Annotated in this window: 16 protein-coding genes; 9 read left to right on the top strand and 7 right to left on the bottom strand. The window is 65.5% G+C overall.

Annotated elements, in window-relative coordinates; genetic code table 11:
• Window positions 1-47 precede the first annotated feature (47 nt).
• Genes DBIPINDM_RS07595 through DBIPINDM_RS07570 form a run of 6 tightly spaced genes read left to right on the top strand, consistent with a single transcriptional unit; the run spans window position 48 to window position 5,343 of the window.
• Complete coding sequence (locus tag DBIPINDM_RS07595) at window positions 48-869, top strand: sugar phosphate isomerase/epimerase family protein (RefSeq protein ID WP_258585158.1); 822 nt, start codon at window positions 48-50, stop codon at window positions 867-869.
• Between the two features lie 11 nt (window positions 870-880).
• The gene (locus DBIPINDM_RS07590; protein WP_258585157.1) at window positions 881-1,957 is read left to right on the top strand and encodes a Gfo/Idh/MocA family protein; all 1,077 of its coding nucleotides are present in this window, start codon (window positions 881-883) and stop codon (window positions 1,955-1,957) included.
• Window positions 1,957-2,775, top strand: coding sequence for a sugar phosphate isomerase/epimerase family protein (locus DBIPINDM_RS07585; protein ID WP_258585156.1), 819 nt, complete (start codon window positions 1,957-1,959; stop codon window positions 2,773-2,775). The genes DBIPINDM_RS07590 and DBIPINDM_RS07585 overlap by 1 nt, the downstream gene beginning before the upstream one ends.
• Complete coding sequence (locus tag DBIPINDM_RS07580; protein ID WP_258585155.1) at window positions 2,775-3,608, top strand: alpha/beta fold hydrolase; 834 nt, start codon at window positions 2,775-2,777, stop codon at window positions 3,606-3,608. Before DBIPINDM_RS07585 ends, DBIPINDM_RS07580 begins: the two co-directional genes overlap by 1 nt.
• Window positions 3,605-4,327 carry a ribulose-phosphate 3-epimerase gene (locus tag DBIPINDM_RS07575; protein ID WP_258585154.1) on the top strand — a complete coding sequence of 241 codons (723 nt, stop codon included), beginning with the start codon at window positions 3,605-3,607 and terminating at the stop codon, window positions 4,325-4,327. The genes DBIPINDM_RS07580 and DBIPINDM_RS07575 overlap by 4 nt, the downstream gene beginning before the upstream one ends.
• Entirely contained in the window at window positions 4,324-5,343 is a 1,020-nt protein-coding gene (locus tag DBIPINDM_RS07570) for an ROK family protein (RefSeq protein WP_258585153.1), read from the top strand. The genes DBIPINDM_RS07575 and DBIPINDM_RS07570 overlap by 4 nt, the downstream gene beginning before the upstream one ends.
• Before the next feature lie 73 nt (window positions 5,344-5,416).
• On the opposite strand, the gene DBIPINDM_RS07565 is transcribed toward DBIPINDM_RS07570, so the two are convergent.
• Window positions 5,417-6,745, bottom strand: coding sequence for a dicarboxylate/amino acid:cation symporter (locus tag DBIPINDM_RS07565; RefSeq protein WP_258585152.1), 1,329 nt, complete (start codon window positions 6,743-6,745; stop codon window positions 5,417-5,419).
• Window positions 6,746-7,143: 398 nt separating this feature from the next.
• Between DBIPINDM_RS07565 and DBIPINDM_RS07560 the strand changes: the two genes are divergently transcribed.
• The 3 genes from DBIPINDM_RS07560 to DBIPINDM_RS07550 all read left to right on the top strand — a co-directional run bounded on the left by DBIPINDM_RS07560 (window position 7,144) and on the right by DBIPINDM_RS07550 (window position 10,825).
• Window positions 7,144-8,949: a sensor histidine kinase gene (locus DBIPINDM_RS07560; protein ID WP_258585151.1), complete on the top strand. Its 1,806-nt coding sequence runs from the start codon at window positions 7,144-7,146 to the stop codon at window positions 8,947-8,949.
• On the top strand, window positions 8,946-10,334 hold the full coding sequence (locus tag DBIPINDM_RS07555; RefSeq protein ID WP_258585150.1) for a sigma-54-dependent transcriptional regulator: 1,389 nt from the start codon (window positions 8,946-8,948) through the stop codon (window positions 10,332-10,334). Before DBIPINDM_RS07560 ends, DBIPINDM_RS07555 begins: the two co-directional genes overlap by 4 nt.
• 68 nt (window positions 10,335-10,402) lie before the next feature.
• Entirely contained in the window at window positions 10,403-10,825 is a 423-nt protein-coding gene (locus DBIPINDM_RS07550) for a GNAT family N-acetyltransferase (RefSeq protein ID WP_258585149.1), read from the top strand.
• Here DBIPINDM_RS07550 and DBIPINDM_RS07545 read toward each other — a convergent pair.
• The 6 genes from DBIPINDM_RS07545 to DBIPINDM_RS07520 form a co-directional block, all read right to left on the bottom strand.
• Entirely contained in the window at window positions 10,822-11,937 is a 1,116-nt protein-coding gene (locus DBIPINDM_RS07545) for an anhydro-N-acetylmuramic acid kinase (protein WP_258585148.1), read from the bottom strand. The two genes, DBIPINDM_RS07550 and DBIPINDM_RS07545, sit on opposite strands and share 4 nt — an antisense overlap.
• 10 nt (window positions 11,938-11,947) lie before the next feature.
• Window positions 11,948-12,946, bottom strand: a complete 999-nt coding sequence (locus DBIPINDM_RS07540) for a serine hydrolase domain-containing protein (RefSeq protein WP_258585147.1) — start codon at window positions 12,944-12,946, stop codon at window positions 11,948-11,950.
• Window positions 12,947-13,175: 229 nt separating this feature from the next.
• Entirely contained in the window at window positions 13,176-14,924 is a 1,749-nt protein-coding gene (locus DBIPINDM_RS07535) for an ABC transporter ATP-binding protein (protein ID WP_258585146.1), read from the bottom strand.
• On the bottom strand, window positions 14,921-15,760 hold the full coding sequence (locus tag DBIPINDM_RS07530; RefSeq protein WP_258585145.1) for an ABC transporter permease: 840 nt from the start codon (window positions 15,758-15,760) through the stop codon (window positions 14,921-14,923). Before DBIPINDM_RS07530 ends, DBIPINDM_RS07535 begins: the two co-directional genes overlap by 4 nt.
• Complete coding sequence (locus DBIPINDM_RS07525; protein WP_258585144.1) at window positions 15,760-16,719, bottom strand: ABC transporter permease; 960 nt, start codon at window positions 16,717-16,719, stop codon at window positions 15,760-15,762. Before DBIPINDM_RS07525 ends, DBIPINDM_RS07530 begins: the two co-directional genes overlap by 1 nt.
• 33 nt (window positions 16,720-16,752) lie before the next feature.
• Window positions 16,753-18,270, bottom strand: coding sequence for an ABC transporter substrate-binding protein (locus DBIPINDM_RS07520; protein ID WP_258585143.1), 1,518 nt, complete (start codon window positions 18,268-18,270; stop codon window positions 16,753-16,755).
• Window positions 18,271-18,311: the final 41 nt, after the last annotated feature.

The raw sequence follows: 18,311 nt of genomic DNA, 5'->3' as shown, positions 1-18,311 counted from the left end.
CGACGCAGAGTGGCATCAAGTAATAAGCGGTATCAAGGATTGAAAGGATGAACGTGAAAGACCTCAAAGTCGGCTGCCAGACCTTCACCTGGGAAATGCTGGGAGACCGGTTCACCGGCGGCCCCGACGATCTGCTGAAGGCGATCGCCGATGGCGGTTACTCCGGCATCGAGATCACCGACACCATGATCGGCCGCTACGCCGACCGGCCGTCGGAGTTCGCCGCCGCGCTGAAATCGTCCGGCCTGACGCTCGTCTCCTTCGCCTTCGGCTCGAACAGCGGTTTCACGCTCTCGGACCAGATCGGCGCCGACCTCGACACCGCCAAGCGCTGGATCGATTTCGCCTCCGCCTTTCCCGGTGCGCTGGTGTCGATGGGTTCGGCAACCGTGGTGTCCGACGGGCCGCGCGACGACAAGTTCGCCATCGCCGCCGAGGTTTACAACAAGGCCGGTGAGCTCGGCCGCAAGGCCGGCGTCCAGGTGGCGGTGCATCCGAGCTCGCACCACAACACGCTGCTGTTCGACCGCGCCGACTATGACAGGATCTTTGCCTTGCTCGACCGCGATCTGGTCGGCTGGGTGCCGGACACCGGCCACATATTGCGCGGCCATAAGGATATGGCCGACACGCTGCGCTCCTATCGCGACCGCATCCGCTACATCCACCTCAAGGACGTCGACGCCAACGGCACATGGGCGATGCTTGGTGAAGGCGTCTGCGACACGCCAGCGGTCATCGAGATCGCGAACACCGCGCCGAACTTCAATGGCTGGCTGGTGCTCGAAGAGGAATCCGACACGGCCGCCGCCGATCCCGCCGGCGCGGTCAAGACCAACCGCCAGACAATGCGCAGCTACGGCGCCTGAAGAACGAGACGATGATCAAGAAACAAGACAGACGCCTCAGGGTCGGCGTGCTCGGCTGCGGCCCCATCGCGCAATTCGCGCATCTGCAATCCTGCGCCAAAGCCGGCAATGCCGATCTCTACGCCATCTGCGACGCGGCCCCCGATTTGCTCGCCCGCATGGGCGCCACCTACGAGCCGCAGAAGATGTATGCCGACTACGACGCCATGCTCGCCGATCCCGAGCTGGAGGCGGTGATCGTCGCCACCTCGGATGCCTATCACGTGCCGATGTCGATCAAGGCGCTCGACGCCGGCAAGCATGTTCTCTGCGAAAAGCCGATCGGTACCTCCGTCGAGGAAGGCGAGGCACTGGCCGCGGCCGTGAAGCGTTCGGGCAAGGTGCTCCAGGTCGGACATATGAAGCGCTTCGACCCGGCGCTGGAGGCGGCCCGCGACTTCGTCCGCGACGAGATGGGCGAGGTGCTGGCGCTGAAGGCCTGGTATTGCGATTCCACCCACCGCTACACCAACACCGATGCCGTGCAGCCGCTGCCCGTCACCAGCAAGCTGGCGAGGAAACCGGCCGGCAATCCGAAGGCCGATCTCAGGCAATATTTCATGCTGGCGCACGGCTCGCATCTTGTCGACACGGCGCGCTTCCTCTGCGGCGAGATCACTGCCGTGCGCGCGCGCCTCAACGAACGCTTCGGCGCCTATTGCTGGTTCGTCGAGACCGAATTCGCCAGCGGCGCGCTCGGCCATCTCGATCTGACCGTCGCCGTGCGCATGGACTGGCACGAAGGATTCCAGCTCTATGGTGAGAACGGGTCGGTCATCGCGAAAACCTTCAACCCCTGGTACTTCCGCGCCAGCGAGGTCGATATCTTCCATGAGAAGGACGCGACCTCGCGCAAACCGCTCGGCGCCGACGGCCATTTCTTCCGCCGCCAGTTGGAAGGCCTCGCCGATACGGTGCTGAACGGCACGCCGATGCGCGGCGCCAATGTCGAAGACGGCATCGCCTCGATCCGCGCCATGGTGGCGATTGCCCGTTCAGTTGAGACCGGCGAGCGGGTCGAACTCACCTCGGTTTCGGGTGCGGTCTGATGCGTCTCGGCATCTTCGCCAAGACTTTTTCGGGCATCGAGCCGGCCGCCGTGCTGGCTGCGGTGAAGCAGGCCGGATATGAGACGACGCAGTTCAACCTCGCTTGCGCCGGGCTGCCGTCGATGCCGGATGTTGTCCCAGAGCAGACTGTCGAAGGCATCCGTGCCGCCGCGCAGTCGACCGGTGTTTCACTCGCCGCACTGTCGGGCACCTACAACATGGCGCATCCCGACAGAGCGGTACGCGACGATGGTCTTCGCCGTCTTGGCGTCGTCATCAAGACGGCAGCATCCCTCGGCATCCCGCTGGTCACGCTCTGCACCGGCTCGCGCAATATCGCTGATCAATGGGCCTATCATCCCGAAAATGCCACACCTTCTGCCTGGTTCGACATGGCTGCCGAGATGGCGAAGGCGCTGGCACTGGCCGAGGATGCCGGTGTCGATCTCGGCATCGAGCCCGAGCAGGCCAACATCGTCACCTCGGCCAGGGACGCGACGCGCCTGATCGCCGACATGGGCTCCAGGCATCTGAAGATCGTGCTCGATCCGGCGAACCTGTTCGAGCACGCGACGCCGGACGAGGCGCGCGCCATCGTTGCCGCCGCGATCGGCGAGGCCGCCGGTCACATCGCCCTGGCGCACGCCAAGGATCGGCATGGTGACGGCCGCTTCGCCACGACAGGACAAGGCATCGTCGATTTCCCGGATTTCGTCGCGCGGCTGAAGGCCGTGCGTTTCGACGGCGCGCTCGTCACGCACGGGCTGTCCGCCGATGAGGCGCCCGATGTGGCCGCCTTCCTGCGGGGGCTGCTTTGATGGCCACCGCGCCGACGATCCTGCTGCGCGACGATGCCGCCCTTCGTGTCTTCGACACCGGGCAGGGCGGGCTTCCCGTTATCTTCCAGCATGGTCTCGGCGGCGATGCCGCCCAGGTGGCGCAGAATTTTCCCGACGGCCCGTCGCGCCGCCGGCTCACCGTCGAATGCCGCGCGCAAGGCGCTTCCAGCGCCGGCAGCAAGCGTCCGTTTTCGATCGCGATGTTCGCCGATGACGTGCTGGCCGCCGCCGATGCGGCTGGGCTCGACCGCTTCGTTGCCGGCGGCATTTCGATGGGCGCGGCGATCGCGCTGCACCTTGCTTCTCGCCACCCGGACCGTGTCCTCGGCTTGGTGCTGGTGCGCCCAGCCTGGGCCTTCGACGCGGCGCCACAAAACATGCGCCCCTATGTCGAAGTGGCGGAACTCATCCGCCGGCTTCCGCTGGCTGAAGCCCGCGACGCCTTCGCTTCCTCCGCGACATCAGCCCGCTTTCGCACAGAGGCGCCGGACAATCTCGCCTCGCTGCTCGGCTTCTTCGGGCGCGAAAACGCTGCTGTCTTTGCCGAGGTCATGCAGGCGATCGCAAATGATGGGCCCGGCGTGACGCGGGCGGAAGCCGTTGGTCTCGCAATACCCACGTTGGTCATCGGCAGCGGCATCGATCTCGTCCATCCCTTGGCGACCGCCCGCAAGCTTGCCGAGACCATCCCCAATGCCGCTTTCGCAGAGGTGACGCCGAAAGCCACAGATAAGGATCGCCACTTCGCCGAAATCCGCGCCGCCATCGGCGGCTTTCTCGACAGAAATTTCAACAATCAGGACCAATCATGACTTCCAAACCCCTGTCAGGCCCGGCCGCCATCGCCGCATTGCCGCACGATCGTCTGATCGCCGAATTCTCGCTCTGGTCGGCCAATCTTGCCAATTTCGAGAGCGACCTCAGGCGTATCGAGCCCCATGTCGATCTGCATCACATCGATGTGGCGGACGGCCATTTCGCGCCGTCCTTCCTGTTCTTCCCCGATCTCGTCGCCCGCATCGCCGGGCTGACGGCCAAGCCCATCCATGTCCATCTGATGGTCGATGCCTCGATCGTCGAGGCGCAGACGCGCCAGTTCATCGAGGCCGGCGCCGACATGATCAGCGTCCATGCCGAGAACGGCGAGGCGGGACTGCGCACAGTACGGCTGGCGCGCGAGCTCGGCGCCGAAGCCGGTGTCGTGCTCAGGCTGGAGACGCCGGTCGAGGCGGTGACGCCTTTCGTCTCCGAGGTCGCCTTCGTCACGCTTCTTGGCACTGCGATCGGCGTCAAGGGCCAGAGCCTGTCGGAGAAAGCCTGCGACAGGCTGGGCGCCGCCCGTGCGATCCTGAGAAAGGCCGGCCGCGAGGCTGCGGTCGTGCTTGCCGCCGACGGCGGTATCCGCCACGAGACCGTGCCGTTGCTGCGTGCCGCCGGCGCCGAAACCGTGGTTCTGGGTTCGCTCGCCTTTGGTGACAAGGATCTCGCCGGCCGCATCGGCTGGCTGCATGGGCTGAAGGTTGCGGCATGACCACTGAAGCCGCCCTCGCGATCGATCTTGGCGGCACCGAGCTTCGTGCCGCGCTGGTCGACCGCGACGGCAAGATCCTGGCCTTCGCCGCGGTGCCAACGCAGGCGCAGGCCGGCCCTGACGTGGTGATCGGCCAGATCGAGGCGCTGGCCGCGACCGTACATGCCGAGGCGCCGGGCCTCGCCATTGTCGGCGTTGGCGTCGGTGCGCCGGGACCGCTCGATCCGCTGGCCGGCATCGCCGTCGGGCCGCCGACGCTCGCCGGCTGGCAGGATGTGCCGCTGGCCGATATCCTCGAGCGCCGGCTCGGCCTGCCGGTGCGGCTGGAGAACGACGCCAACGCGGCAGCACTTGGCGAATGGCGCTTCGGTGCCGGCCATGGCGCGCGCTCACTGGTCTTCGTCACGGTCTCGACCGGCATTGGCGGCGGTGTCGTTGCCGACGGGCGCATACTGCATGGCCGCCGCGGCCTGGCCGCCGAGATCGGCCATATGACCATCACCAACGAGGGCGAGCGCTGCGTCTGCGGCGTCGTCGGCTGCTTCGAGGCCATCGCCTCGGGCACCGCACTTGGCCGCCGCGCCAACGCCGCGACGTCAGCCTTCGATGGCTCGACGCTGCGCCGCCTCTCGGCCAACGGCGAGGTCACGGGCCGTCACGTGGTCGAGGCCGCGCGGCTGCAGGACGACCTCGCTGCGGCCCTGCTCGAGGAGGAGGCGCGCTGGCTGGGCGTCGGCTTCACCAATTTGCTGCATCTCTATTCGCCCGACGTGCTGGTCGTCGGCGGCGGCATCGCCAATGGCCTCGACCTGATGCATCCCGTCATCGAGGTGACCATCCGGCAACGCGCCATGCGCGCCTATCGTGACGTGCCGGTGGTGCAGGCCCAGCTCGGCCGCCATGCCGGGCTGGTCGGCGCCGCCAGCCTTGTCCTGTTCGACGATGGCAGCCTGGCGGCCCGCATGCCTGTCGGTCCAAGCACGTTCCCGGAAGCGCGGAGGGATTTCAATGGCTGACACGTCAAGGTAAAAAAGTGGCCGGAGGCATCGCTGCCTCCGGCCATTTGGTATTGCCATACGGTTGCGCGTATTACTCGGCGGGAACGACATCCGCCGGCAGGCTGTCGTCGACCGTTCCGGCCAGAGCCCTGGCCAGCTTGGCCTCGTCGAGCTCGCCTTCCCAACGGGCGACAACCAGTGTGGCGACGGCATTGCCGACGAAGTTGGTCAGCGCCCGGCACTCCGACATGAAGCGGTCGACGCCGAGGATCAGTGCCATGCCGGCGACCGGCACCGAGGGAACCACCGAAAGCGTCGCGGCAAGGGTGATGAAGCCGGCGCCGGTGATGCCGGCAGCACCCTTGGACGAGAGCATCGCCACCAGCAGCAGCAGGATCTGGTCGCCGATCGACAGATGGATGTTCGTCGCCTGGGCGATGAACAGCGCGGCAAGTGTCATATAGATGTTGGTGCCGTCGAGGTTGAAGGAATAGCCGGTCGGAATGACCAGGCCGACCACCGAGCGCTTGGCGCCGGCCTTTTCCATCTTTTCCATCAGCGAGGGCAGGGCGGCTTCCGACGAGGAGGTGCCCAGCACCAAAAGCAGCTCTTCCTTGATGTAGCGCAGCAGCGACAGGATGGAAAAGCCGTTGTAGCGGCAGACGGCGCCCAGCACGACGAACACGAACAGCAGCGACGTCGCGTAGAAGGTGCCGACCAGCATGGCGAGGTTGATGACCGAGCCGATGCCGTATTTGCCGATGGTGAAGGCCATGGCGCCGAAAGCGCCGATGGGGGCTGCCTTCATCAGCACGCTGACCAGCTTGAACATCGGCGCCATCAGCGCCTGCAGGAAGTTGAGCACCGGTGCACCCCTGTCGCCGACCAGCGCCAGCGCGATGCCGAACAGCACCGAGAAGAACAGCACCTGCAATATGTCGCCATCGGCGAAGGCGCCGACGATCGTGCCGGGGATGATGTTCATCAGGAAGCCGGTGACCGACTGGTCATGCGCCTTGGCGGCATAGGTGTTGACGGTCGAGGCATCGAGCGTCGCCGGGTCGATGTTGAAGCCGGCGCCCGGCTGCACGACATTTGCGACGATAAGGCCGATGATCAGCGCCAGCGTCGAGAAGGTGAGGAAGTAGAGCATCGCCTTGCCGGCGACGCGGCCGACCTTCTGCAGGTCGCTCATGCCGGCAATGCCGGTCGCGACGGTCAGGAAGATGACCGGGGCGATGATCATCTTGACCAGCTTGATGAAGGCGTCGCCGAGCGGCTTCATGCTCTCGCCAACAGACGGATAGTAGTGGCCGAGCAGGATGCCGACGGTGATCGCCACCAGCACCTGCACGTAGAGTTGGGCATAGAGGGGCTTGCGCTGCGCGGCAGGCGCGCCCGATTGGTCTGCGATGTGCATCGATCTCTCCCTGGCCGGATGGACGGAACCCGCCCTGCGTGACTTCTCCCATCGCGGCGTTCCGGTCGCCCGCCGCTGGAAGGAGTTTTGCAAGCGCTGTGCCAGATCGGGGAAAGCCCGGAATCCCGGGATTCCGGGCGTTCTTGAGTGGCCTTCGGTGGATGCGTGTGCGGATTTCCGCACAGGAGGCGTTTGCCTGGGCGGAATTTCGCATTAGAGTGGCAGCGAGGCCGCTAGAGCAATTCCAGGAAAAGTGTGAGCGGTTTTCCCGGGAAAAGCGCGTAGCGCTTTCCCTTGGGAATTGCGTCAAAGCGAGAACAGGGAGAGGGCAGACGCCGCAAGCAGGCACCGATAGCGGTCCCACAGGGTTTGCTGGTCGCGAACTGCTGCGCGAGGCGATGGCCCGGCTGCGCGATGGCCGCTGGCTTGTCGTCGTCATCGCGCTTGCGATCCTGGCCGGCGCGATCGCCATTGCCGGGCGCGTCGCCTCTGGCCAGGCGACCAATGACCTCCGCGACACAGCGCTTGCCGCTTTGCCGCTGGCAGCGGGAACGCTGACCGGCGAAATCGAAAAGCAGCGCTTGGTTCCCTTGGTGCTGGCCCGCGACGATGCTGTGCGCGGGGCGCTGCGCCGGGCCGGGAAGATGCAGGAAGCGGCCCTCAACGACAAGCTCAAGGCGATTGCCGGCGATGCCTCGGCATCCGCCATCTATGTCATCGATACGGCGGGCATCGCAATCGCCGCCAGCAACGCCGGCGAGCCGACGAGCTTTGTCGGCATCGACTATAATTTTCGCCACTATTTCAACGAGGCCATGGCGAAGGGCTCTGCCAGCCAGTACGGCCTCGGCACGATCAGCGGCCGGCCGGGTCTCTATCTTTCGAGCCGCGTCGACGACAACGGCAAGCCGCTGGGTGTCGCGGTGCTGAAGGTCGAACTCGACGGCGTCGAAGCCAATTGGCGCTCCAGCGGGTTCCTCGTTTTCGTCACCGACGAACGCGGCGTGGTGCTGGCCACCAGCCAGCCCGAATGGCGGTTTCACGCGCTGGCGCCGCTCTCCGCCGAAGACGCCGCCGCTGCCCATGAGCAGCTGCAATTGACGGATGCCGCCTTCGAACCCTTGCCGATACGACGCGGCGCCGGCGATGGCCTGATGACGATCGACAGTTCGGGAAAGCCACGCCAGTTCGTCGAGGTGGTGCAGGACCTGCCGGGTGCGGTCCCTGGCTGGCGCCTCTGGCTCTTGACGCCCGCCGACGCCGCCCTCTCGTCCGCCGCCAACACGGCGCGCCTGACGACGCTGCTCGGGCTGCTGCTGACCGGCCTGCTTGCCTACGTATTCACAAGGCGCCGCCGCACCCGCCGGCTGCGGCAGGAGGCGCTGGCGCGCATGAATGCGGAACTCGAAAGCCGGGTGTCCACGCGAACGGCCGAGCTGACGCGCTCCAACACAGCGCTTGCCGGCGAAATCGCCGAGCGTGAGAGCGCCGAAGCCAAAGTGCGCCGGCTGCGCGACGATCTCGCCCAGGCCAACCGGCTTTCCATCCTCGGCCAGATCGCCGCCGGCGTGGCGCATGAGATCAACCAGCCGGTCGCCGCCATCCGCACCTATGCCGAGAATGCCGGACGCTTCCTCGAAACCGGCAAGACCGAACCGGCAAGCGGCAATCTGACCTCGATCGTCTCGATGACCGAACGCATCGGCGCCATCACCAGCACCTTGCGCACGTTCGCCCGCCGGCCCGGCACTGCGGCCTCGCCCTTGCCGGTGCGCGAGGCGATCGACGGCGCGCTGTCGCTTTTGTCCGGCCGCATCCGCGATTCCGGCGTCACCATCGTCAAGCCGCGCGGCAGCGCCTCACCGATGGTGATGGCCAGCCGCATCCGGCTGGAGCAGATCCTGGTCAACCTGTTGCAGAACGCGCTGGACGCCATGAAGGACCAGCCCGATCCTCGCATCGAGATCGACATTGCCGAGCGCGACGACAGGGTGCTGATTTCGGTGCGCGACAACGGCCCCGGCCTCGGGCCGGAAGCGGCCGGCAATCTGTTCATGCCGTTCCAGACCACCAAGGAGAAGGGGCTCGGCCTCGGACTGGTGATCTCGCAGGAGATTGCCCAGGAATTGGGCGGCACCTTGCAGCTCGATCCCGACAGCGCCACAGGCGCGTCCTTCACCATCGATTTGAGGCGAATTGAATGACGCAGGGATCAGGACGGGTGGCGCTCGTCGACGATGATGCCGACCTGCTGCACGCCACCACGCAATTGCTCGAGCTTGCCGGCTTCACGGTGGTCGCGCGCGATGCCGCCGAAGCCGCACTTGCCGTCGTCGACAGGGACTTTGACGGCGTGGTCGTCAGCGACATCCGCATGCCGGGCATGAACGGCCTACAGCTGTTCGATCGCATCAAGGCGATCGATCCCGATATACCGGTGATCCTGGTCACCGGACATGGCGATGTCGATCTTGCGGTGGCGGCACTCAAGGACGGCGTCTACGATTTCATCCCGAAACCCTATGCCGGCGATCGCCTCGTCGAGGCGCTGAAACGGGCGAGCGAGAAGCGGCGGCTGGTGATGGAGAACCGGCGGCTGCGCGAAGCCGCGGCTCTGGCCGCCGACGGCCTGCCGCTGATCGGCGAAGCGCCTGCCATAAGGCGCCTGCGCGAAACCTTGCGCCAGATCGCCGACATGGATGTCGACGTGCTGGTGGAAGGGGAGACCGGAACCGGCAAGGAAGTGGTGGCGGACCTGCTGCACAGATGGGGTCGGCGCCGCGCCAAACCCTTCGTGGCGCTGAATTGCGGCGCGCTGCCGGAGACCGTCATCGAAAGCGAGCTGTTCGGCCACGAAGCCGGCGCCTTCACCGGCGCGCAGCGGCGGCGGATCGGCCGCGTCGAGCATTCCAGTGGCGGCACGCTGTTCCTCGACGAAATCGAATCCATGCCGCCGGCCCTGCAGGTCAAGCTGCTGCGGGTGCTGGAGACGCGCAGCCTCACGCCGCTTGGCTCGAACGAGATCCGGCGCCTCGATTTGAGGGTCGTGGCGGCGACGAAGGTCGATCTCAGCCGGCCGGACCAGCGCGGCGATTTTCGCGAGGATCTTTATTTCCGCCTCAACGTGGTGACGCTGCGCATCCCGCCGCTGCGTGAGCGGCGCGGCGACATCCCGATGCTGTTCGGCCATTTCCTCGGCAAGGCGGCGCAACGCTTCAGCCGGCCGGTCGCCAAGGTGAATGCCGCGGTCAGCGACCATCTCCAGTCGCATGCCTGGCCGGGCAATGTGCGCGAGCTCGCGCATTTTGCCGATCGCGTCGCACTTGGCCTTGGGCCTGACGACGAGACGAGGGCGGTTCCCTCGCAATCATCGGAGCCAGCGACCGCCTCGCTGCCCGAGCGCGTGGGCCATTACGAGGCGCAGCTTATCCGCGATGCGCTGCGCGATCATGGCGGTGATGTGCGCGGCGCCATCGACGCGCTCGGCGTGCCGCGCAAGACGTTTTACGACAAGCTCAAGCGCTACGGCATTGCCGCGTCCGAATTCCGCAATGGCGGCGATCCGCACCCTGTTCGAGAGCAGACATAGAAATTGCGGAAGGGCCTTGCCCTTCGTAACGCTCCATTCCCATCCAGCCGAGCCTTCCGGAAAGAGTCATGAAGACGACACTCGAAACGACCGCAAACCCCTTGCCGGAAGAACTCGCCTTTCTCGGCGAACGCTTGACGGCATTCAACGATGGCGATGTCGGCGCGTCTCAAAGAAAGGCCCTGGCGGTGTTCGTGCGTGACGAGGACAGCACCGTCGTCGCCGGCATGTCGGGTTACACCGCCTGGGGCTGGCTCTACGTGCAATGGCTGTGGGTCGATGAAAGGCTGCGCGGCCAGCACATGGCCGGCCAGATGCTGGACGCGGCCGAGAAGGAGGCCGTGGCGCGCGGCTGCCAAAACGCCTGGATCGACACCTTCAATCCGAACGCGGCAAAAGTCTACCAGCGCCAAGGCTATCAGCCCTTCGGTTCGCTGACCGATTTCCCCGTCGGCCGCAGCCGCATCTTCCTGCAGAAGAAATTGGCTTAGCCGGCGAGCTTTCCACCGCGCATTGGCTGCGGCGCGCCGGTGGTGCTTGGAAAACTGATTGGCAGGCCGCGCAGCACGCGCACCGCCAGGAAGGCAAAACACTCGGCCTCCACTGCGTCGCCGCTCCAGCCGAGACTTTCGGCTTCCACCACCTCGACACCGGCGCGGCTGGCGAGCATTGCCATCATCGTCGGGTTGTGGCGACCTCCGCCGCTGACCACCAGCTTTTTTGGCCGGCTTGGCAAGAGGTCGAGCGCCTTGCCGACGGCGCCGGCGGTGAAGGCGGCGAGCAGGGCGGCACCATCCTCGGCGTTGAGGCCGTCGGCCATGGCTGCGCCGAAATCGAAACGGTCCAGCGACTTGGGATAGGGCTTACTGAGATAAGGGTGCTGCAACAGCTTGCCGAGCCTTGCCTCGTCGACCGTTCCCGCACGGCCGAGTGCGCCGTCGCGGTCCATTTCGCCGAGCCCCTTCGACTTGATGAAATCGTTGAGCGGCGCATTGGCGGGGCCGGTGTCGAAGGCGACGACATTGTCGGCGCCGTCCCACCAGGTGATGTTGGCGACGCCGCCGAGATTGAGCACGGCCACCTCGCCACTGGCGCCGGCGCTGCGCATCAGCGCGGTGTGATAGGCGGCGGCCAAGGGCGCGCCTTGCCCGCCGGCGCGCATGTCGGCCGAGCGGAAATCATAGGCAACCTTGGTGCCCAATATGGCGTGCATCAGTTCGCCGTCACCGAGCTGCCGGGTCTGGCCGAGCCGTCCGACCTGCGGCGCGCGATGCAGCACCGTCTGGCCGTGAAAGCCGACGACGCCGATATCGGCCATCGTCATCCCATAGCCTTCGACCAATTCCTTCACCGCCGCCGACTGGGCGCGCGTCAATGCTTCCTCGGCCTTGCGAAAGATCGCCGGTTCGGGTCCGACAAAATTCCAGGCTCTGGCCGCTGTCAGCGTCTCTTCCAGCAGGGTGCGGATCGATTGGGGGTAGGGCATCAGCCGGTAGGTGCCGAAATCATCGATGCGCTCGCCGTCGGTCTTGATCAGCGCGACGTCGATATTGCCGTCAAGCACGGTGCCGGTCATCAGGCCGACGGCCCAGATTGGTTCCATCATCTAGCTCCTAAAGTCCGTTGACGAGATCGCCGACCGTCTGCCGCAGCGAAACGATTCCACTGTCGAAATGACGTGTCGGATGGATCCGGTTGGTGAGCAAGGTCCAGGCCTTGCCTCTGTCGAAGTCGATCCACAGTCCGGTGCCGGTGAAGCCGGTATGGCCGATGGTTCCCGGGCTGCACAAGGTCCCGCCGGACCAGCCGTCGTAAGGACGCTCCCAGCCATGGGTGCGGGTGGCAGACAAGGGCGTGCGCATCAGCGCGATCGATTGTTCGGAAGCGCCGGTCAGCAGCCGTTGCGCGAAATCCAGCACCGAAGCGGCTGTTCCGAACAGACCGGCATGCCCGGCGCCTTGCAGCGCCGAGCAATTGTCGTCATGCACCTCGCCGGACAGAACTCGGTGGCGCCAGGTGCAGTCCTCGGTCGCCGCGGCGACATCCGGCTCGGTGGACCAGGCAAATCCAGGGCCGGGATCCATGTCGCGGATGGTCTTGCCCGACAGCCGCTCGAGCGCAAAGCCGAGCAGGATGAAATTGATGTCGGAATAAACGGGATCACGGGGTCGCCATTCGCGCTGCAGGATGAAGGCGCGCAGCAGGTCAGGGTCCCGCCCGTAAGTGTAGATCGGCTCGACGGCGGGAAACGGCGTCTGGTGTCCGAGACACTGGCGAAACGTCACCTTCCGTTCCCAGGCCTCGGCATCATATTGGCGCAAGTCGGGCAGCACCGAGATCAGCGGCGCATCGAGATCGATGACGCCGTCCCCCGCCAACGCCAGGATGCGCGGCGTGGTGAAGATGATTTTGGTCAGGGACGCCAGGTCGAACCAGGTTTCGACCTGCATGGGGCGCTGCTTGGGCACGAGTTGCGCCGAGCCGATTGCCCTGGTGATGCGGTTGCCATTTTTGTCGACAATGCCGAGCACGCCGCCGGGAATGCGCTTGCTGGAAACCGCAGTTTCCAGCGGCTGGAACGCGCGGTCGAAGAGTGGGGCGAAGTCGCTCACTGGCTGACTCCATCGGAGAGGCTGCGATCCGTCACACCCCCCTCTGTCCTGCCGGACATCTCCCCCGCAAGGGGGGAGATCGGCAGCGTTGATGTTCCGCCAACCTTCCAACATTGGAGATTGGCGAAAGCCGAGGCGACATCCGATCTCCCCCCTTGCGGGGGAGATGCCCGGTAGGGCAGAGGGGGGTGCTGTCCCGCCAACCTCGGATATCCCAGGGCACCGTCAATCACCCTTCCACCCTCGCCATATGATCCCCGCCAAACTGCTCCCACCGCGCCGGCGCCGGCTCAAACCCCTGCGGACGCACCAGCGACGGCACCTGACGCGTGTCGATCTCGAAATGCTCACGCCGCCGGTCGATGGTCGGAACAGCAGCGATGAGCTTCTTCGTATAGGAATGCTTCGGCTTCGACAGCACCGAGGCGGCGTCGCCGATCTCGACGATCTGGCCGGCATAGATGACGGCGATGCGATGCGCGATCCGCTCGACGACCGCCATGTCGTGCGAGATGAAGAGATAGGCCAGCCCAAACTCGCGCTGCAGGTCGACCAGCAGCTCCATCACCTTGGCCTGCACCGAGACGTCGAGCGCCGACACTGCTTCATCGAGCACAACCACGGACGGGTTGAGCATCAGCGCACGCGCAATGCACAGTCTCTGCCGCTGGCCGCCGGAGAATTCATGCGGATAGCGCTCCAGGCTATTCCCAGGCAGGCCGACGCGTTCGAGCAGGCTCGCCATCCTGGCCCGGGTTCCCGCATTCACAGGGCCGCCGGTGGCGATGACTGGTTCGGCCAGGATGCTTTCGATGGTCAGCCTCGGATTGAGCGAGGCATAGGGGTTCTGGAACACCATCTGCACGGGCCTGGCGCTGTGCTCGGCCGAGGCCGCCCGGGCGCCGACAGAGAAACTGCCGCGCGTTGAGCGGACCAGCCCGAGCACCGCCTTCGCGGTGGTCGATTTGCCGGAACCGCTTTCGCCGACAATCGCCAGCGTTTCGCCCGGCATCAGGTCGAAGTCGACGCCGTCGACGGCATGCACCGCGCCGGTGGCGCGGCTGAAGAAATTGCTCTTGAGGGGGAACCGCACGACGAGGCCGTCGACCTTCAAGGCGGGCTCTGAGCTTGTGTCCTTGTCGCGTTGTCCGTCCGCGCGGGTCGCGCTTCCCTTGGCGAAATGCGGCACGTCCTGCAGCAGGTGCTGCGTGTAGGGATGCCGTGGCCGGTCGAGGATCTGGTTCAACTCGCCTTGCTCGACGGCCTGCCCGTTCTGCATCACCATCACCTTGTCGGCGATGCCGGCAACCAGGCCGATATCATGGGTGATGAAGATCATCGACATGCCGGTTTCCCGCTTCAGTTCGGCCAGCAGCGCCATGATCTGCGCCTGCACGGTGACGTCGAGCGCCGTCGTCGGCTCGTCGGCGATCAGCAGGCGGGGATTGCAGGCGAGCGCAATGGCGATCATCACCCGTTGCAGCATGCCGCCCGACAGCTGGTTGGGCGTGTATTTCAGCCGCCTTGCGGCATCGGGAATGCGGACGCGGTCGAGCGCATCCTTGGCCGCCGCCGTGGCTTGCCGGCCGGTCAGGCCGCGGTGCAGGCGAAACGATTCCTCGATCTGCGTGCCGATGGTCAGCACCGGATTTAGCGAGGTCATCGGTTCCTGGAAGATCATGCCGATCTCGGCGCCGCGAATGCCGGTCAGCTGCGGTTCGGTGGCAGTCATCAGGTCGAAGAGGCTGCCACCGGCGCGCTTCAGTGTCATCGAACCGCCGGTGATGCGACCGCCGCCGAAATCGATCAGCCGGTTGATCGACAGCGCGGTGACGGATTTGCCCGAGCCGCTTTCGCCGACAATGGCCAGTGTCTCGCCATCAGCGAGGTCGAAACTGACGCCGTGCACCACTTCATTGGCCTGTGGATTGCGGCCGAAGCCGACGCGAAGATCGCGGATGGACAGAAGCGGCGTCATGCCGGCGCCCTCCGCATCCTGGGGTCGAGGATGTCGCGCAAGGCGTCACCCAGCAGGTTGAAGCCGAGGATGCTGATCATGATGGTCAGGCCCGGAAAAATCATCAGCCAGGGCGCGGTCTCCATCAGATTGCGGCTGTCGCTCAGCATCAGGCCAAGTGATGCCGCGGGCGGCTGCGTGCCGAGCCCGAGGAAACTCAGGCCAGCTTCGGTGAGCAGCGCCCAGGCCAGCGCCAGCGTCACCTGCACGGTCAGCGGCGCCACCAGATTGAGCAGCAAATGCCGCGTGACGATGTAGAACGAACTGCTGCCAAAGGTGCGCGCGGCGTCGACGAATTCGCGGGCCTTGAGCGACAAAGCAGGGCCGCGCACCACGCGGGTGAAGATCGGCGTGTAGACGATGCCGATGGCGACGACGCTTGTCCATGTGCCAGGCCCCGCAACCGTGACGATGAGCAGGGCCAAAAGGATCGCCGGGAAGGCCAGCAGCACATCCATGATGCGCATTACCACGCCATCCCAGCGGCGTCCGAGCCAGGCGGCAGCCAGCCCGAGTACGGTGCCGGCGAGGGTGGCGAAAGCCACCGAAAAGAAGGCGACCGTGAAGGACTGGCCGACGCCCGCCATCAGCCGGCTGGCGACGTCGCGGCCGAACAAATCGGTGCCCATCCAGTAGGCGCCATTGGGTGCGTGCAGCCGGTCGACGCGGAACTGCGTGATCGGGTTGTGCGGCGTCAGCCCGAACAGGCCGAGGATGGCGATCAGCAAATAGACGCCGACGATGACGCCGCCAATGCGGCCGCTGCCATGACCGAAAATGGCGCGCAGGATGCGCATCACTGCTCTCCCAGCCGGATGCGCGGATCGAGCGCGACATAGGCGAGGTCGACCAGGAGATTGACGATCATGAAGTTGAAGGCGATGAACAGCACGGCTCCCTGCACCAGCGCGTAGTCGCGCTGCAGGATGGCGTCGAGCACCATGCGCCCGAGGCCGGGCAAGGCATAAATCTGCTCGACGATGACGGCGCCGCCCAGCAGATAGCCGAACTCGATGCCGCTGAGCGTCACCACCGGGATCAGCGCATTGGGCAAGGCATGCCGCCAGATGACGCTGCGCGCCGACGCGCCCTTGCTGCGGGCGGTGCGCACATAATCGTCGCTCAAAACGTCGAGCATGGCCGAGCGCGATATGCGGGTGACCGACGCGGCGAAAGCGAAGCCGAGCGTGATGGCGGGCAGGATCAGCTGGCTGAGATTGCGCAAGGGATCCTGCCAGAGCGGCGCGAATTCGCCCATCGCCGGCAGCACGCCGAAGCCGGCCGACAGCGTGTAGATGATCAAGAGGCCAAGCACGAAGCTCGGCGTTGACTGGCCGATCATGGCGGCGATGCGCACCCCGAGGTCCGACAGTTTCTCATTGTGCGTGGCGGCAAAGATGCCCGCCGGCAAGCCGACGATGAGCGCGATGATCATCGACAGGACGGCCAACTCTAGCGTCAGCGGGAAACGTTCGAGGATGACGTCGAGCACCGGCCTGCCATAGGTGACGGAGATGCCGAGATTGCCGTGCATGATGCCGCCGATCCAGCGCCAGTACTGGATGAACCAGGGCTGGTCGATGCCGAAATAGGCGGCGAGCGAATCCCGCTGCGCCGGCGTCAGCAGGCCGGCTTCGGTACCCAGCATCGCCGTGATTGAATCGCCCGGCACCATCCGGATCGCAACGAAGACCAGGACGGACACGCCAAGCAGGACGAGAGGAAACGTCGCCAGTCGTCGCATCAGATAGTTCACGCGAAGAAGTCCTCTCGTCCAATGCCTGCGCGGCTACTGCTGGATGGTAACCTTGCTCAGGCTGAACAGCGTGCCCGTCGGCGTCGGCACGAAGCCGGCGATGTTCTTCTGCTGGGCCGTGTAGCTGTAGGACGTGTAGAGCCAGATCCACGGCGACACCTCGGCGAGGTGTTTCTCGAATTCGGCGAAGATCGCCTTGCGCTTCGCCGGGTCGGTCTCGGCGCGGCCCTGCTGCATCTGGCTGTCCAGCGTGTCGTCGATATAGTTCGCCACTTTCTGCAGATTGCCGGCCTTGGTCCAGTAGCGGTTGTACATGGTGTAGGGGTCGGCCCGGCCGCCGTTGAGCGCGATCGCCATGTCGAAATCGCCCTTCAGCCAGGCGTCGACATAGACGTTGAGCTCCATCATCTTGATGTCGAGCTTGACGCCGATTTCAGCGAGCTGCGACTGGATGACCTGGGCTTCCGCCGCCGCCGTCGGCGGCTCGCCGGTGGCGCCGATCACGGTCGCCGAAAAGCCGTCGGCAAAGCCGGCCTCGGCCATCAGCTTCTTGGCCTTTTCGACGTCGCGCTTGTAGCAGAACAGCTGGCTGGGATCGGTCGCCAGCGCCGGGATGGTCAGCGGTCCGGTGACCTTGCCTTCGCCGAGCGAAGCGGTGTCCAGCACCTCTTGCCGGTCGATCGCGCAGGAGATTGCCTGGCGCACCTTGAGCTCGGTCATCGGCTTGCGCGACGGGTTGAGCTGCAGCACGTGGTAGGCGAGCACCGGCACGCGGTTCAGCTGCAGGCTGGCCTCCTTCGGCACCAGTGTCGCGACCAGCGGGTCGTTGAGCAGCGCGAAATCGATCTGCTTGGTGCGCATGGCGGCGAGGATCGCCGCTTCGTCCGGCAGCACGCTGATCTCGATGCCGTCGACACCGGTCGCGCCGCCGGCCCAGTCCTTGTTGGCGCTCAAGACTTCCTTGGCGTTGGGGTCCCATTTGTCGAGCTTGAACGGGCCCGAGCCGACCGCCTTGGTGCCGATCGAGCCGGCCTTGATTTCGCTGGCCGGAACGATGGCCGCATTGACGTCGCTCATCGCCGTCAGGATCGGCACATCGGGCTGCGACAGATGGAACACGACGGTCGCCGCATCCGGCGTGTCGATGCTGGCGATCGACAGGAAGTTGGCGCGGGCGGCCGCGCCGGTCTTCTCGTCGAGGATGCGCTCGAACGAGGCCTTGACGTCGGCCGAGGTCACGGCCGTGCCGTCCTGGAATTTCGCCTTGGGATCGAGCTTGAAGGTCAGTTCCTTGCCGTCCTTGGAAAACTCCCAGGACGTGGCGATGGCAGGGATGATCTGCAGGCTGGCGTCGACCCGCACCAGCGGCTCATAAATCAGTTCCAGCAGCCGCAGCGACGAAAACGCCGTCTGCTTGTGCGGGTCAAGCCCGGTGGCGTCCTGCGACCAGGCCATGTGCAGCGTTGCCGCCTGTGTTGAAACCACAGCCACGCCGAGCATCGCGGCAACCGTGATGCCCGACAGCAGTGTTCTTGTGAGATGCCCTATCATTTTCGTCTCCCATTATGATTTGACTTGATGCCTTGCAGTTT

Source organism: Mesorhizobium sp. AR02 (assembly GCF_024746835.1).
Classification (GTDB): domain Bacteria; phylum Pseudomonadota; class Alphaproteobacteria; order Rhizobiales; family Rhizobiaceae; genus Mesorhizobium.
This window is presented reverse-complemented; position numbering and strand designations above follow the sequence as displayed.